The sequence below is a fragment of the Streptomyces sp. NBC_00986 genome (genome assembly GCF_045162565.1).
In the GTDB taxonomy this organism is placed as follows: domain Bacteria; phylum Actinomycetota; class Actinomycetes; order Streptomycetales; family Streptomycetaceae; genus Streptomyces.
In genome coordinates, this window is the sequence record NZ_CP108733.1 from 6,608,886 (window position 1) to 6,623,025 (window position 14,140).

The window sequence follows — 14,140 nt, forward strand, 5'->3', positions numbered from 1 at the left end:
GGGATGCCGGAGCAGGCATCCGGTCATCGCGCAGAAGGTGGCCGCCCTGTCCGTGACGGTGCGGAGGCATCGGTGAGGTCGGCGCCGGTGTTGGCGTCCCGCTCCGAGTGGTCGACGCCGTGCCAGTCCAGGAACATGACGGTCGCGTCGTCCTGCAGGTGGCCGTGGTTGGCGTCGACGATCGCCCCGATGAGAGTGCGGGCGGCCTCACGGGGGTGCAGCGCGTTGGCGCGCACGATCAGGTCCGACAGATCGCGGCTGTTGGCGTTGCGCTCCAGCATGCCGTCGGTCAGCATCATCAGCCGGTCGCCCGGCTGCAGGTCCAGCGACTGGACCCGGTAGGTGTGAGGGGCGTGGAAGCCGAACGGCATATCGATCTTCGGAGTGATCTCCTGCACTTCGCCGTTCCGCATGCGCAGCGGCCAGGGGTGGCCGGCGTTGACGAACTCGGTTGTGCCGTCGATCAGGCTGATGCGGAGAAGCCGGCCGGTGACGTAGCTCTGAGGCCGTGCTCACGCATGGCCTGGTCGGCCTTGCGGGCCTGTTCGGCGAGGTCGGCACCGGACCGCCGGGCCCGGCGCAGGGCGCCCACCAGGAGGGTGGCCAGCAGCGCGGCGTCGACATCGTGGCCCATGGCGTAGGTGACGGAGAGCTGGACGATGTCCCCTCGATGACGTAGTCGAAGGTGTCACCCCCCCCACGTGGTCGGCCGGCTCCAGCGCCCCGGCCACGGCGAACTGCGCGGCCTCGCCCGCCCGCGGGACCGGCCCGCTCTCCGCCGACCAGCGGCGGCTGTCGTACCTCCCCGGCAGCCATGCCAGGGCTACCAGGACTGCTTCAACGCCTTCGTGGCCGACACCTACGCCGCGATCGCCGGGGACAAGCCGACCGGACTGCCGACCCTGGAGGACGGGCTGCGCTCCGCCCGGATCGTCGACGCCGTACTCGACTCGGCGGCGTCGGGGGCCTGGACCCCGATCCAAAGGACACGGCCATGACCACCGGCACGCACCCGGTGACGCTCTTCACCGGTCAATGGGCCGATCTCCCGCTGGAGGAGGTGGCCCGGCTCGCCTCCGAGTGGGGCTACGACGGACTCGAAGTCGCCTGCTCCGGCGAGCACTTGGACGTATGGCGCGCCGCCGAGGACGAGACCTGCCTGCGTGGCCGGCTCGACATCCTCGACAGATACGGGCTCAAGGTCTGGGCGATCTCCAACCACCTGAAGGGCCAGGCCGTCTGCGACGACGCGATCGACTTCCGGCACCGGGCGATCGTCGGCAGCCGGGTGTGGGGCGACGGGGACGCCGAGGGACTACGCGGGCGCGCGGCCGAGGAGCTCGAGCTCACGGCGCGGGTCGCCCGCAGGATGGGCGTGGACACCGTCGTCGGCTTCACCGGATCGAAGATCCGGCAGTACGTCGCCATGTTCCCGCCCGTACCCGCCGCCGTCGTCGAGGCCGGCTACGAGGACTTCGCCGACCGCTGGAATCCCGTCCTGGACGTGTTCGACGGGGAGGGCGTGAAGTTCGCGCACGAGGTTCACCCCGGTGAGATCGCCTACGACCACTACACGAGCGTGCGGGCGCTCGAAGCGATCGGTCACCGCACGGCGTTCGGCTTCAACTGGCACCCGAGCCACATGATGTGGCAGCGCGTCGACCCGGTCGGCTTCATCGCCGACTTCGCCGATCGCATCCACCACGTCGACTGCAAGGACACCCGGATCCGTCCGGCCGACGGCCGCCAGGGCGTGCTCGGCTCCCACCTGCCGTGGGGACATGCGCGCCGTGGCTGGGACTTCGTCTCGACCGGACACGGCGACGTGCCGTGGGAGGACTGCTTCCGCGCGCTCCGCGCCATCGGCTACGACGGCCCCGTCTCCGTCGAGTGGGAGGACGCCGGCACGGACCGGCTCCGGGGCGCCGCGGAAGCGGTGACGTTCGTGCGCTCGTTGCTGTGGAAGGTCCCCGCGGCGGCTTTCGACGCGGCCTTCAGTAATCAGCGGTGAGATTACGGGGCTGAGTGACCGCCGAATCCGTTTCGCCCGTGCCCTGTATCCCGCTCAGGACGGTGTCGACGAGGCTGTCGAGGAACTCCGCTGTGGCGGGCTGCCGTACGAGCAGGCGGTAGAGCATCGCTCCGACGAGGGCCTCGGCGGCGGCGGTGGCGGACGCCGGTCGTGCCGCGGGTGCGGCGTCCCGCAGTCGTGCGGTGAGGGCGTCTTCGGACGCGGCGGTGACATGGTCGTAGAACCTGCGGGCCACGTCGTCGCTCTCGGCCGCCGCGGCGGTGGAGGCACGGATCAGCGCCGCGCTCGGCGGATCGGCGAGGTGGTCGGCGAAGGCTCCCAGCCAGTCACGCAGATCGCGTCGGACAGCGCCCGTGTTCGGGACGGGGGTCGTCGTGGGGAAGCCGTAGCCGTCGAGAACGCATTCGGCGACCAGGGCGCTCTTCGACGGATACCAGCGGTAGACGGTCTGCTTGCCCGCGCCGGCGGCGGCCGCCACGCGGTCGATCGACAACTTGTCGTAGCCGTGGGCCGCGAGCTCGTCGCGGGTCGCTTCGAGGATGGCCCGGCGTACGGCTTCGCTGCGGGTACGGCCGCGTCGCGTGTCGGACATGTTGACGAGCGTAGCGGGCCGCGTATGGTGAATATTAAGCGAGACAGAAAGTCTCGAATTAGGGATCGGGTGAGTGCCGTGGACGGACACGTGCTGGTCATCGTCGGGGCCGGCGGCATGGGCGAGGCCGTGGCCCGCCGTCTGGGCCAGGGCCGGACCGTCCTGCTCGCCGACATCGGAGAACAGACCCTCAAGCGCGCCGAGCAGGTGCTGAGCGGTGAGGGTCTGACCGTCGTGACGCACGTCGTGGATGTGACCTCGGCCGACTCGGTGGGCGAACTGGCCACCGCAGCCCGCGAATTGGGAGAGGTCACACAGGTCGTGCACACGGCTGGCCTGTCACCGGTGCAGGCTTCCGTCGAGGCGATCCTCGCCGTCGACCTGCTCGGCGTCGCGCTCGTGCTCGACGCGTTCGCGCCCGTGATCGCACCCGGCGGCGCGGGGGTCGTCATCGCCAGCATGGCCGGCCACATGACCGCCCCCCTCACCCCGGAGCAGGAGCGCGCGCTGGCCACCACACCCACCGCGGAACTCCTCCAACTGCCCTTCCTCGCGCCGGACTTGATCTCCGGCGCGGGCGTGGCGTACGGCATGGCCAAGCGCGCGAACCATCTGCGGGTCATGGCGGCCAGTACGGCGTGGGGGCAGCGCGGAGCGAGGGTCAACAGCGTCAGCCCCGGCGTCATCTCCACGGCCATGGGCCAGGCCGAACTCGCCGGTCCGAACGGCGAGTTCATGCGTCAGCTGATCGGCATGTCCGGGACCGGGCGACTCGGCACCCCCGGCGACATCGCCGGCGCCACGGCCTTCCTGCTGGGGCCGGAGGCGACCTTCATCACCGGTACCGACCTGATCGTCGACGGCGGTGTCGTCGCCGCGACCCGCACGCTCGCCCGCTGACCGGACTTCGGCGGCGGGTCGTTCTTCCGCGGAAGACGGCCGACCGGAGACCCGCATCCCCGACACGGGAGACCGACATGCCCATCAACCGCACCGCGATGATCGACCACGTCGATGCCCGTATCGCGAAGACGGACGACCCGAGGCACCTCGCACTGCTGGAGATGCTGCGCGCGCACATGATGGGCGAGGTCGACGAGGACGTGGACGCGCTCCTCGCGACGATCTCCCCGGTGCGCCAGCAGTACCGCAGCGGGGGTTCCCCGGAGGACATGCAGCCGGCCTCGCGCGAGGAGATCCGGGCGTTCTGCATCGAGCGACAGGCGCTGGGGCAGCTGTACTTCCAGTTCGACATCGACCGGCTCACGGTCGCCGACGACATCATCGTCACCGACGGGGTGATGACGTCGCTCTTTCCCGGCACGACGGTGGTGGGCATGGGCCTGCGGACCCCGCGCCCCGAGGCTGTCCACGAGGTGACGATCCGGACGATCATCTCCTGGCCGTTCGACGAGGCCGGTCTGATCGTCGGCGAGGAGAGCTACTCCGTGGTCACCGGCGCCCGCCCGCTCGCCGACGAGGAGATCCCCGCGGACTATCCCGCCGGACCGGTGGGCTGACATGCGCGCCGTGGATCCCGCGGACATGCTCGGAGTCGCCGCGGCACGGCACGGCACGGCGACCGCAGCGCGCTCGTCTGCCAGGGCCGGACCCTGAGCTACGCCGCACTCGACGCCGCCGCGGGCCAGGTCGCGGCAGGTCTGACCCGGCACGGGATCCGGCCCGGCGAGCGGGTGACCCTGTTCTCGGAGAACCGTTGGGAGTGGGTCGCGGCCTACCACGGCATCCTGCGGGCCGGCTGCGTGGTCGACCCCGTCAACGCGATGCTCACCGCACCTGAGCCGGCGGCCATCGTCGGGGACTGCGGCTCGGCGGCGCTCCTCGCCTCGGGGCCCTGCACCGAGCGGATCGGCTCCACGCTGCCGGACGGCGTCCGGCTCCGGGTCTCGTTCGACGACTCCCCGGCAGCGGTCGTACGGTTCGCCGAACTGCTCGGCGACGGCCCGGCAGGCTGGGACTCCGCCTCCGCCCGACCCCGGGACCTGTGCGGCATCTCCTACACCTCCGGCACGACCGGCCGCCCGAAGGGCGCCAAGCAGGCCCGCGAGGCGCTCCTGCTGAACTGGGCCTACACCGCCGCGATGCACGGCCGCTCCACCGCGGACGTCGTACTGACCGCGCTGCCCCTGCCACACGTCTACGGCAACTGCGCGGTCAACTCCGCCCTGTTGGCCGGAGCGACGGTGGTCCTTGAGCCGCGCTTCGACGCCACGCGCATGCCGGGACTCGTGACCGAGCACGGCGTCACCATGATCGAGGGCGTGCCGGCCATGTACGCGATGCCGCTGGACGCCCTCGCCACAACGGTCGCCGACTTCACGACGGTGACCCGCTGCACGGTTGGCGGCCAGACCATCTCCGACGCGGTCGTCGAGGCGTGGGAGAAGGCGACCGGCGCACCCCTGTTGGAGCTGTGGGGAATGACGGAACTGCCTTCTGGAACGCCACCGGCCCCGTTCGGATCGGCCGACGCCGCCGCCGCGTGAGGCGACAACCCTGTGGTCCGCCGACTCGACCGATCCGCAAAGGGCGTTCGGGCGCTCGGTGTTGAGGAGTCGTCAGGTCGCAAGCCGTCCGTACGGCGGTCCCAAGTGCCGTGTTGTCGGAGCATGTCACTAAAGTTCTCGATCACCCGACCGGCGAACCCGTGAACGGGCGGCGCATCCCGCACCTGCTTGACCTGGCACAGCGCTTCCGCTCGATCCTCGGACTCGCACTCACGCTCGAAGTCGGCTGATTCCCTGGGGGGACCATCTTGAGACGCACCACCTTCTTGGCGGCGGCCACGGCGACCGCCCTGTCCGCCACCCTGTTCACGGGCCTTTCCCCGGCCCGGGCGGACGACGCCACCACCGGCCCCGTCCTGTCCGGCGCGGACGGCTGGTACAGCCAGCCGGGGATGCTCTTTGTGACCGCGCACTCCGACAGCCCCCTCACCCACATCACGGCCCACTTCTATCCGCTGGACGCACCGGTGGGGGAGCCGGAGGTCGGATCGACCGAGGACTTCACCCAGTACTCCGGGCCGGACGCGACGTCAGGAACCTGGCGGGCGCCGGTCCACCTGCCCGATCTCGGCGACTACCGGGTGACCGTCGACCTCCAGGACTCCTCCGGCGCCACGGTCACCGGTGCCCTCTCCCCGTACACCCTGCAGTACCGGACCATCGTCACGATCCCCGACCTGACGGCCACCCCCACCACGCCGGACTACCTCCACCAGCAGGTCTCCGTCAGCGGCACCGTGCTCGCCGAGGACCCCCGCCACCCCGACGCCCCCGCCCTCGCTGCCGACGTACCCGTCGACATCGAGACCGGGCGCGGTCGGGTGCCCGCGACCACCACGGCCGACGGCCGTTTCACCGCCGCCTTCGTCCCCACCCGGACGTCCGTCGACCTGACCGCCGCGCCCGAGGCCTCCAGCGCCTACCCGGGCGCGATCGACGTGCTGACGCCCAAGCAGAACCTGCACACCACCCAGGCACCGGTCCGCTTCACGGCGAGCACCCACGCCCTGAACCTGAAGCAGGGCACCACCGGCACCGTCACCGGCCGCGCCGAGATCCAGACCGCCTCGGGCTGGCAACCACTGCCGCACACCGGCATCGAGCTCCTCGGCACCACGCCCACCGGTTCGGATGTCGTCGCCGGTCAGACCACCACCGACAGCCAGGGCGCCTACACGCTGCACGTCTCCTCCGAGAATGCCGCGCCGACAGCCCAACTCATGCTCGGCACCACCGGCATGCCCTTCCAGCAGTTCGCGACCGAACCCTTCAGCCTCCACGTCGCGTACACCACCCACATCGACACGAGCGCGCAGCTCAACGACGACTCGTCCCTGCACGTCTCCGGCTACGTCTACTACGAGGACGCCCGCGCGCACTGGCCCGCCAAGCCCACGGTCACCCTGCAGTACTCCAAGGACGGCAGGAGCGGCTGGAAGAACGCCACCACGATCCCCATCAAACTCCGCTACAACAAGCCCCTGTTCGAGGAGGACTTCGCCCGCACCCTCACCACGACGAACACCAATGCCTACTGGCGTGCCCAGTTCAACGGCAACCCCGACCTGGCGACCAGCACCACCAAGCCCGTTCACCTGGTCCGCTACGCCACCCGCGTCACCGGCTTCCACGCCTCACCCGACCCGGTCCGCAAGCATCAGCCGATCCGGTTCGACGGCACGCTCCAGTACAAGAACGGCACCACCTGGAAGCCGCTCAGCGGCGAATCGCCCGCCCTCTACTTCCGTCCCCGCGGCTCCTCCACGTACCGCTTCGTCGCCGACCTGGGCACCGACAAGCACGGCCACATCGTCGGCATGGTGACCGCCGAACAGGACGGCACCTGGGCCGTCGCCTTCGACCGCCAGACCGGAAGCCGGTACCTGAAGAGCGCCCGGGTCACCGACTACGTCGACGTCCGGTGAACGCCCGTCGGTGCCGCTTGCCACAACCGGCGCGGCGGGCACGCGAAGGCGGCACTGCTTGCGACAGTCGCCTGGTGGGTGCCGGCGGCGAGGGTCGGCTTGGCGGAGGTCGCCCTCCCCACCGCCGTGAGCGGCCAGAACCTCGCCGGCAAGAGCCGGGGCCCCGGCGAGCGGATGACCCTGCCCGCGATCCACGGCCACCGCGACAGCTGCAACACCCTGCGGCCGGCGGCACCATCTGGTCGTGACGCGTTCTACGCCCCCGCCGGCACCGTCCGCACGCCGGCCGCCGCCGGCCCTGTCACCGGCCTTACCCGCACACGCCCTCAAGGCCAACACCGAGGAGCCCGGCGACACGGGCACGGCCAACAACCTCGTCGTGAGGTTCTGAACCCCGAAGCCCCCGACGACGCCGGACGTGCGCGCCCCCGCGTCTGCCCCGGCGCCCGGGGCGCTCACGTCCGGTGGTGCTTGCGTCACCTACCCGCCTCGCTTATCGTTTCTCGATAACATCGAAAATCGATAACATCGAGAAACGATAAGCGAGGTGGCGTCACATGCCCGAAGACCGGAAGATGCTCGAACCCATGGCCACGGTCGTGTCCCTCGTCCTGCGTGCCGTGCTGGCCCTTCTGACGGTAGGGCTGGTCTTCAGCGTCGTCCGAGGCAGTTGGGGAGGCTCCTTCGTCTGCGTCACCGACGATTCGGGCAGCAGCTCGACCGCCCCCGGCGGTTTCCTCCCCGAGAAGGGTGCGCAGGTCCTCTCCGTCCCCCGCTACTGCGCCGACAACCCCGACGCACAGCTACGCCTCTTCGACGCCCTCGGCACGCTGCCCTCGACGCTGCTGCTGATCAGCGGCCTTTTCCTGCTGCACACGCTGCTGCAGGGAGCGGCGCGGGACGGCATCCACACCGTACGGACCGCGTCCCGGTTCCGTCTGCTCGGTTGGTGGCTGCTGCTCGGGAGCCTGGTCGTCGAGCTCGTCGAGTCCAACGCCAGAGCGGCCCTGCTCGCCGAACTCGCCAAGTCCGCGGACTTCACGGCCGGCGCCTGGCTGGGCTTGTGGTCAACCCCTTACCTGGCCGTACTGACCGGCCTCGGCCTGCTCACCTTCGCCCGGATCACCCTCGCGGGCGCGTCCATGCGCGAGGACCTCGAAGGGGTCGTCTGATGGCCGCGGGCGACGACCAAGAGGGCCACGAGATCGAGGTGCACCTCGACAGACTCCTCAGCGAGCGCGGCATGACCCTCACCGAGCTCGCCCACCGCGTCGGCGTGACGAACGTCAACCTGTCCGTCCTCAAGAACGGACGCGCCAAGGCGATCCGGTTCACCACCCTCACCCGGATCTGCGAAGTCCTCCAGTGCCAGCCGGGTGACCTGCTCGGCTACCGCCCCGGACCCCCCTCCGCGAACCCTCGGAAACCCTGACCCACCGCACCGCTCAAGAAGGAGGCTTTCGTACGGCGTCCGGGAGTTCCCTCAGGCTCGGGTCCGTGATGCGGGCCGTCAGGGCCTTGGTGAAGCGTTCGGCGTGCAGGACTCGGAAGGGTCTGGAGTGGTACGGCCGGGTGGTGGGGTCCACGCGGTCGGTCAGGTCGAGTTGGTTGTGGATGCCGGCCACCGCTTCGTAGGCGTAGGCGAGGTGTTTCTCCCTCGTGTGCCAGTCCGTCGCCGACAGGGCGGCCGTCAGGACCGGGACCAGACGGTGGCCGGCCGTCGTGCGGGCGAAGGCTGTGCCCAGCCATTTGTTGTACGGGGGATAGCGGCGGTCCATCAGCAGGCACAGGCGCATCAGGTGGCGGGTGAGGTGGGCGGCGACCGTCGCCGAGCCGAGTTCGTCGCCCACCTCGCCGCAGCGGCCCACGAAGGCCTCCTCCTGGGAGATGTGGTTCCACTGGTGGGCCAGGACGTGGAGCCAGACGTCCCGGGGGTACCAGCGGAGCGTGTGGCGGGCCGGGCCGAGTTCGTGCAGGCCGTCGTGGAAGACCGCGCCCGCCGTGACCTCGGCGAGGAGTTGGGTGGGGGTCGCCAGCCAGTCCGCCGTGGTGATGTCGTGCGTCGGGTCGAAGCCCAAGGTTGCCTTGAACCAGGCCGTGGTGTGGGTGACTTCGACCCTGTGGTGGACCGGGCCGGTTGTGCTCTTCATGACGCGGACGTCGCCGTCCGACGTCGCGGCGAAGTTCGTCGGGTAGCCGTGGAAGGTTTTCGGGAGGTGCTCGGCGAGGTGGTGTCTGATGCGGCCCGCGTGGCGGGGGACGTCCCGGGGGCGGAGGAAGAGCTGGAGACGCGGGCCCCATTCGTGGTCCGTCGAGCGGGGGGTGTCGTAGCCGAGGACCTCGGAGCCGCCGCCGATGCGGGCGGCGGAGTGCGGGATGTCGGGGGCCGCTTCCTCGAGGAGGGGGCGGACGGCTTCTGTGTAGAAACGGCGGGAGAGTTCGAGGCCCGGTAAAAAAGTTGGCATATCCGTGAAGCTCATGCCCCGACCCTGCCCAGTCTCCACATGATCGTGCGCGCGAATTCTCGCCGTCCGCCCTCAACTCCCGGCCACGGACGCCCAGTCGGGCCGGTGGGCCACCGATTACCGGTGCTGCCCCAACTCCCTCAACGCCCCGTCCGTCAGCCGGTACACCGTCCACTCGTCCTGCGGCCGGGCGCCCAGCGCCTCGTAGAAGTCGATCGCGGGGCGGTTCCAGTCGAGGACGGACCACTCCAGGCGTTCGTAGCCGCGGTCGACGCAGATGCGGGCGAGTTCCGTGAGGAGGGCCTTGCCGTGGCCGGTGCCGCGGGCGGTGGGGCGGACGTACAGGTCCTCCAGGTAGATGCCGTGGACGCCGCGCCAGGTGGAGAAGTTGAGGAACCAGAGGGCGAAGCCGACCGGTTCGCCGGTGGTGTCGTCGGTGGCGATGTGGGCGTAGGCGCCCGGGTGTTGGCCGAAGAGGGCCTCGTGGAGCTGTTCCGGGGTCGCCCTCGCCTCCTGGGGTTCCTTTTCGTAGGCGGCGAGTTCGCGGATCAGGGCGTGGATGACGGGGATGTCGGTGGGGGTCGCGGTGCGGATCATGGGGTGAGGCTAGTGGGGCTCGGGTTCCTGTCCTGCTCGGCGGGCGCGGTGTGCTCGCGGCGCGGGAGGAGGAGCGGGCTGGCCAGGAGGAGGGCCCCGGCCATTGCGATCGCCGTGCGTGGGGTCGTGGCCGCCGCCAGCACCCCCCACGCCGCCGTCATCGCCGCGATCGCCGCGCTGGTGCTGATGGACCAGGCGGTCAGGGTGCGGGCGACCCGGTCGGGGGCCGTGTGGTCGAGCCGGCTGGTGGCCAGCAGGGGGTTGAAGACACCGATGCAGGTCACCAGGCCGAGTTGGACTGCGGTGACGAGGAGCATCCCGGGCACTCCGGGGCGGACGAACGCCAGGCCGATCGGCCAGCACGCGCGCAGCACCCCGGAGACCAGCATCACCCTGTGCGCTCCGAACCGGGCCGCGAGCGGGCGCGCGAGGCGTGAGCCGACGAAGCCCCCGGCGCCGGAGGAGGCCGCGAGCACGAGTGCGTACTGCCAGGGCGAGAAGCCGAGGTGACCCAGCAGGAGTACGGCGAGCAGCGGTTCGGCGGCCATGATCAGGCCGTTGACCACCATCGCGTTGAGGAGCAGCGGGCGCAGGGTGGGGTGGGCGAGGATGTAGCGCCAGCCGTCGAACAGGTCGCCCGCGCGCAGCCTCGGCGCACCGCTCCGCTCGGGGCGCGGTTCCGTCCCGCCGATGGCACGGATGCCGAGCGCCGAGAGCAGATAGCTGACCGCGTCGGCCACCACCGTCGTCACCGGGCCGAACAGCCCGATCGCCGCCCCGCCGAGCGGCGGTCCGAGCATCGTCGAGGTCCAAGTCGTCGACTCGAAGCGGGCGTTCGCGACCAGCAGGTCCTCCCGTGGCACCAGCGCCTTCAGGTACGAGCCGCTCGCCGCGTTGAACGCGATGTTCGCCGCGGCGACGATGACGGAGACCGCGAGGAGCTGGGCGAACGTGAGCAGGCCGAACGCGAACGCCACGGGGACCGTCAGCAGTGCCCCGAACCGGGTCAGGTCCATCGCGATCATCACCGGCCGCTTGCGTCGGAACTCCACCCACGGCCCCAGCGGTACGGCGACCAGCGCGCCCACCGCCCGCCCCGACGCGGCCAGCACCGCGACCTGGGTCGGCCCGGAGTGCAGCACGAGGATCGCCATGAAGGAGAACGCGCCGAACCCGAGCCCGGTGCCGTACGAGCTGACCGCGAACGACGCCCACAGCCACCCGAAACGGCGCCCCAGCGCCCGTCTCCCCGCCATCCCCGCCCCACCCTCTCCGGAAAAGTGTGACACTTTCCGCGAAACTGACACACTTTTCCGGGACACCCACCCGCCGACCACGGCCACGACTTCGGCCACCGGCATCCAAGCGAATGCCGGACGCCGAGATCAAACAACCGACTCGCCGGGAAGTCACAACCCCTGGTTGTACCCGCTGATGGGCGGCGATTGTCAGTGGTCGCCAGTATCGTCGCCGACGTGGATCTCGACGCTGTGCGCACCTTCGTGGCCATCGCGGACGCGGGCCGTTTCCAGCATGCGGCCACGGAGTTGTCGATCACCCAGCAGGCCGTCTCCAAGCGGGTCGCCGCGCTGGAGCGGGCCGTAGGCGTACGGCTCTTCGCGCGGACCCCGCGCGGGGCCGAACTGACCGTCGACGGGCGGGCGTTCCTGCCGCACGCCCGCGAACTGCTGCGCGCCGAGGCACGGGCCTTCGCCTCCGTCCGGCCCGGCCATCGCGCGCTGCGCGTCGACGTGATCGGGCGCGGGCTCGCCCCGGCCGCGCTGCTACGGGACTTCCACCGCGCCCGCCCCGAGGTCGAGCTGGACGTCGTGACCCTCTTCGACGCCGACGCGGCGATGGACGCCATCCGCTCCGGCACGGTCGACGCGTCCTTCCGCGCCGTCACGACGACCGGGCGCCGGCTCCCCGACGACATCGAGGTCAGCCGGGCCTTCGACGAACCCGTCCAGCTCCTCACCGGCCCGGCCCACGCACTCGCCGCCGCCCGCACGGTCACCCCGGCCGACCTGGTCGGGCACCGGATCTGGATGCCCGGCCTCGTGCCCGGTACCGAGTGGGCCGCGTACTACGACGCGCTCGCCGCCGCGTTCGGGCTCAGCATCGAGAGCACCGGGCCCGACTTCGGGGTGGAGCCGCTGCTGGACACCATCGCCGGTTCGGGTTCGCTGGCGACCCTCGTCGGAGAGCAGACCCGCCTGGTCTGGCCCGCCGGCCACGACCTGCGCCGTATCGCCGTACGGGATCCGACGCCGGTCTACCCGCACTCGCTGGTCCGGCACCGGGACAATCGACATCCGGCGTTGGCCGCGCTCCGTGATCACCTCCACGAGGGCGGCGGGGCCGGTCACTCCGACGGGGAGACGTGGACGCCGGCGTGGGCGTAGGCGCGCCGGGTCAGTCGCGCAGGTGCCGTGCGATCTCCAGGTGGTGCGGCGCGGGCGGGCTCCCGTCCTCGATCGCCCACAGCGCGTTCTGCAGCACCCGGCCGAGCGTCCAGGCCCGCGCCCGTGCCCGGTCGAGGGCCATCACGTCCGTCATCGCGTCGAACCGCCAACGGATTTCGTCGGGGTCGAAACGGTTGTGCAGGGCCGGGAAGAGTTCGAACCCGGGGTCGCCCGACAGCGGCTTGGGGTCGATGGCGAGCCAGGGCCCTCGATCCGCGCTGTCGGCGCCGAGGACGTTGTCGTAGTGCAGGTCCCAGTGCAGCAGCCGGTCGCCGGGCTCGGCCGCGACCTCGCGGACCGCCGCCGCGCAGTCCTCGATCAGGCGTCGGTCGGCCGGGTCGGCGAGTCGGGGGAGGGCCGCGGGGACCCGTTCCACCATGGCCGCCGCCAGCGTGCCGAGGTCCTGGCGCAGCTCCGGCGGTGCGGATACCGCCGTCAGACGCGCGAGCAGGCGGGCGATGACGAGGGCCGCGGCGCGTGAGTCCGGCTCGTGGGTGAGGGCGCGGGACGCGTCGAGGTGTTCCAGGAGCAGGGTGCCGGTCCCGTCGTCGTACTCCAGAAGTTCTACGGCGCCGTCGCCCGCCCAGGTGCGCAGCGCGACCGGCTCGCCCGCGGTCTCCTCGTCGAGGTACTGGAGTTTCAGCGCGGCCCGGGTGCCGTCGGTGCGCAGGACGGGCAGGACCAGGGCGCAATTGCCGTACATCGAGGGGCCGTTGAGCCGTAGCGACCACTGATCGAGGAAGCCGGCCGCCCGCTGCGGAAGGTCCGCCACGAAGGCACGTCCGGCCGCTCCGTTGAATCTCTCCTGGGAGGCGACCAGTCCGGCCGGAATGTCGATCACGCCTCCGACGATACTTGCGTGCGTGAATCGGCTCATGCGAATTACCCGGGGCCTCCACAGGGTGTGGGCGTATGTCCGCAGCGCCCCCGGCACCTACGTCTGGCTGGGGATCCTCTTCGTCACCACGGTCGCCATGCACCACATGTCGCCGGAGTTCGAGCAGGAGTTCCTGCGGCAGCGGTCCACCAACATCCACGAGCTGTCGAACAACCCGGTGCGGGTGCTGTTCGCGAGCGCGATGTGGATGGACGGGGGGCGCTGGCTGCCGTACGCGGCGCTGTACACGGTGTTCCACGCGCAGGCGGAACGGTGGCTCGGGACGGCGCGGTGGCTGATGGTGTGCGTGGCCGCGCATGTGCTGGCCTCACTGATCAGCGAGGGCGCGCTGCTGGAGGCGATCAGGAGGGGCGTGGCGCCGCAGTCCGCGGTCAACACCCTTGACATCGGGGTGAGTTACGCGCTGGCGGGGGTGGTCGGGGTGCTGGTGTACCGGATCGCGGTGCCGTGGCGGTACCCGTATCTGGTGGTTGTGGTGGCGGTGTACGGGGTGCCGTTGGCCACCGGCCGGACCTTCACCGATCTCGGGCATTTCACGTCCGTGGTGATCGGTCTCGCGTGTTATCCGCTGGTCAGGGGCTGTGGAAAAGCATGGAATCCGAAGGAGACAGTCGCCGCCCTCAGGGGTTAGCGTCCGG

General features: G+C 70.8%; 16 protein-coding genes and 1 pseudogene. 11 read left to right on the top strand and 6 right to left on the bottom strand.

The annotated features are described in order from the left end of the window. Window positions 1-23: 23 nt before the first annotated feature. A pseudogene (locus OG504_RS29570) lies at window positions 24-767 on the bottom strand (PP2C family protein-serine/threonine phosphatase); the annotation flags it as partial. On the opposite strand from OG504_RS29570, the gene OG504_RS29575 reads away from it, so the two are divergent. Together OG504_RS29575 and OG504_RS29580 are read left to right on the top strand one after the other, a co-directional pair. Beyond that, window positions 702-998 carry a hypothetical protein gene (locus OG504_RS29575; protein ID WP_405996649.1) on the top strand — a complete coding sequence of 99 codons (297 nt, stop codon included), beginning with the start codon at window positions 702-704 and terminating at the stop codon, window positions 996-998. The pseudogene OG504_RS29570 and the gene OG504_RS29575 overlap by 66 nt on opposite strands. Then, window positions 995-2,011 (top strand): sugar phosphate isomerase/epimerase family protein, encoded by a 1,017-nt coding sequence (locus OG504_RS29580; RefSeq protein WP_405992517.1) that lies wholly within the window; start codon window positions 995-997, stop codon window positions 2,009-2,011. The genes OG504_RS29575 and OG504_RS29580 overlap by 4 nt, the downstream gene beginning before the upstream one ends. On the opposite strand, the gene OG504_RS29585 is transcribed toward OG504_RS29580, so the two are convergent. Next, entirely contained in the window at window positions 1,995-2,624 is a 630-nt protein-coding gene (locus tag OG504_RS29585) for a TetR/AcrR family transcriptional regulator (protein ID WP_405992518.1), read from the bottom strand. The two genes, OG504_RS29580 and OG504_RS29585, sit on opposite strands and share 17 nt — an antisense overlap. A 78-nt stretch (window positions 2,625-2,702) precedes the next feature. On the opposite strand from OG504_RS29585, the gene OG504_RS29590 reads away from it, so the two are divergent. The 7 genes from OG504_RS29590 to OG504_RS29620 all read left to right on the top strand — a co-directional run bounded on the left by OG504_RS29590 (window position 2,703) and on the right by OG504_RS29620 (window position 8,509). Beyond that, window positions 2,703-3,524: an SDR family oxidoreductase gene (locus OG504_RS29590; protein WP_405992519.1), complete on the top strand. Its 822-nt coding sequence runs from the start codon at window positions 2,703-2,705 to the stop codon at window positions 3,522-3,524. A 77-nt stretch (window positions 3,525-3,601) separates the two neighbouring features. Beyond that, complete coding sequence (locus OG504_RS29595; RefSeq protein WP_405992520.1) at window positions 3,602-4,144, top strand: hypothetical protein; 543 nt, start codon at window positions 3,602-3,604, stop codon at window positions 4,142-4,144. A gap of 93 nt (window positions 4,145-4,237) precedes the next feature. After that, a complete protein-coding gene (locus OG504_RS29600) occupies window positions 4,238-5,131 on the top strand; it encodes a class I adenylate-forming enzyme family protein (RefSeq protein WP_405996457.1) in 894 nt (297 codons plus the stop codon). Window positions 5,132-5,400: 269 nt separating this feature from the next. Then, on the top strand, window positions 5,401-7,077 hold the full coding sequence (locus OG504_RS29605; protein WP_405992521.1) for a hypothetical protein: 1,677 nt from the start codon (window positions 5,401-5,403) through the stop codon (window positions 7,075-7,077). A 244-nt stretch (window positions 7,078-7,321) separates the two neighbouring features. Continuing rightward, window positions 7,322-7,468 carry a hypothetical protein gene (locus OG504_RS29610; protein ID WP_405992522.1) on the top strand — a complete coding sequence of 49 codons (147 nt, stop codon included), beginning with the start codon at window positions 7,322-7,324 and terminating at the stop codon, window positions 7,466-7,468. Between the two features lie 166 nt (window positions 7,469-7,634). Further along, entirely contained in the window at window positions 7,635-8,249 is a 615-nt protein-coding gene (locus OG504_RS29615; protein ID WP_405992523.1) for a hypothetical protein, read from the top strand. Further along, window positions 8,249-8,509, top strand: a complete 261-nt coding sequence (locus OG504_RS29620; RefSeq protein WP_405992524.1) for a helix-turn-helix domain-containing protein — start codon at window positions 8,249-8,251, stop codon at window positions 8,507-8,509. The genes OG504_RS29615 and OG504_RS29620 overlap by 1 nt, the downstream gene beginning before the upstream one ends. A gap of 13 nt (window positions 8,510-8,522) precedes the next feature. Here the strand turns inward: OG504_RS29620 and OG504_RS29625 are convergent, their stop codons facing one another. The 3 genes from OG504_RS29625 to OG504_RS29635 all read right to left on the bottom strand — a co-directional run bounded on the left by OG504_RS29625 (window position 8,523) and on the right by OG504_RS29635 (window position 11,395). Beyond that, window positions 8,523-9,542: a DUF4037 domain-containing protein gene (locus tag OG504_RS29625; protein ID WP_405996458.1), complete on the bottom strand. Its 1,020-nt coding sequence runs from the start codon at window positions 9,540-9,542 to the stop codon at window positions 8,523-8,525. A 117-nt stretch (window positions 9,543-9,659) separates the two neighbouring features. Beyond that, window positions 9,660-10,139, bottom strand: a complete 480-nt coding sequence (locus OG504_RS29630) for a GNAT family N-acetyltransferase (RefSeq protein WP_405992525.1) — start codon at window positions 10,137-10,139, stop codon at window positions 9,660-9,662. Next, complete coding sequence (locus OG504_RS29635) at window positions 10,136-11,395, bottom strand: MFS transporter (RefSeq protein ID WP_405992526.1); 1,260 nt, start codon at window positions 11,393-11,395, stop codon at window positions 10,136-10,138. Before OG504_RS29635 ends, OG504_RS29630 begins: the two co-directional genes overlap by 4 nt. Before the next feature lie 219 nt (window positions 11,396-11,614). Here OG504_RS29635 and OG504_RS29640 point away from each other — a divergent pair, with 219 nt between their 5' ends. Continuing rightward, a complete protein-coding gene (locus tag OG504_RS29640) occupies window positions 11,615-12,544 on the top strand; it encodes a LysR family transcriptional regulator (protein ID WP_405992527.1) in 930 nt (309 codons plus the stop codon). 10 nt (window positions 12,545-12,554) lie between these two features. Here OG504_RS29640 and OG504_RS29645 read toward each other — a convergent pair whose 3' ends face one another. Then, the gene (locus tag OG504_RS29645; protein WP_405992528.1) at window positions 12,555-13,481 is read right to left on the bottom strand and encodes an aminoglycoside phosphotransferase family protein; all 927 of its coding nucleotides are present in this window, start codon (window positions 13,479-13,481) and stop codon (window positions 12,555-12,557) included. Here OG504_RS29645 and OG504_RS29650 point away from each other — a divergent pair. Continuing rightward, entirely contained in the window at window positions 13,480-14,133 is a 654-nt protein-coding gene (locus tag OG504_RS29650) for a rhomboid-like protein (protein WP_405992529.1), read from the top strand. The genes OG504_RS29645 and OG504_RS29650 overlap by 2 nt on opposite strands. Window positions 14,134-14,140: the final 7 nt, after the last annotated feature.

What these genes read in the sequence shown, in the direction of transcription:
- OG504_RS29630 (WP_405992525.1), bottom strand. Translation starts at nt 10,139, where the DNA reads ATGATCCGCACCGCGACCCCCACCGACATCCCCGTCATCCACGCCCTG.
- OG504_RS29625 (WP_405996458.1), bottom strand. Translation starts at nt 9,542, where the DNA reads ATGCCAACTTTTTTACCGGGCCTCGAACTCTCCCGCCGTTTCTACACA.
- OG504_RS29615 (WP_405992523.1), top strand. Translation starts at nt 7,635, where the DNA reads ATGCCCGAAGACCGGAAGATGCTCGAACCCATGGCCACGGTCGTGTCC.
- OG504_RS29620 (WP_405992524.1), top strand. Translation starts at nt 8,249, where the DNA reads ATGGCCGCGGGCGACGACCAAGAGGGCCACGAGATCGAGGTGCACCTC.
- OG504_RS29580 (WP_405992517.1), top strand. Translation starts at nt 995, where the DNA reads ATGACCACCGGCACGCACCCGGTGACGCTCTTCACCGGTCAATGGGCC.
- OG504_RS29650 (WP_405992529.1), top strand. Translation starts at nt 13,480, where the DNA reads ATGCGAATTACCCGGGGCCTCCACAGGGTGTGGGCGTATGTCCGCAGC.
- OG504_RS29595 (WP_405992520.1), top strand. Translation starts at nt 3,602, where the DNA reads ATGCCCATCAACCGCACCGCGATGATCGACCACGTCGATGCCCGTATC.
- OG504_RS29585 (WP_405992518.1), bottom strand. Translation starts at nt 2,624, where the DNA reads ATGTCCGACACGCGACGCGGCCGTACCCGCAGCGAAGCCGTACGCCGG.
- OG504_RS29635 (WP_405992526.1), bottom strand. Translation starts at nt 11,395, where the DNA reads ATGGCGGGGAGACGGGCGCTGGGGCGCCGTTTCGGGTGGCTGTGGGCG.
- OG504_RS29645 (WP_405992528.1), bottom strand. Translation starts at nt 13,481, where the DNA reads ATGAGCCGATTCACGCACGCAAGTATCGTCGGAGGCGTGATCGACATT.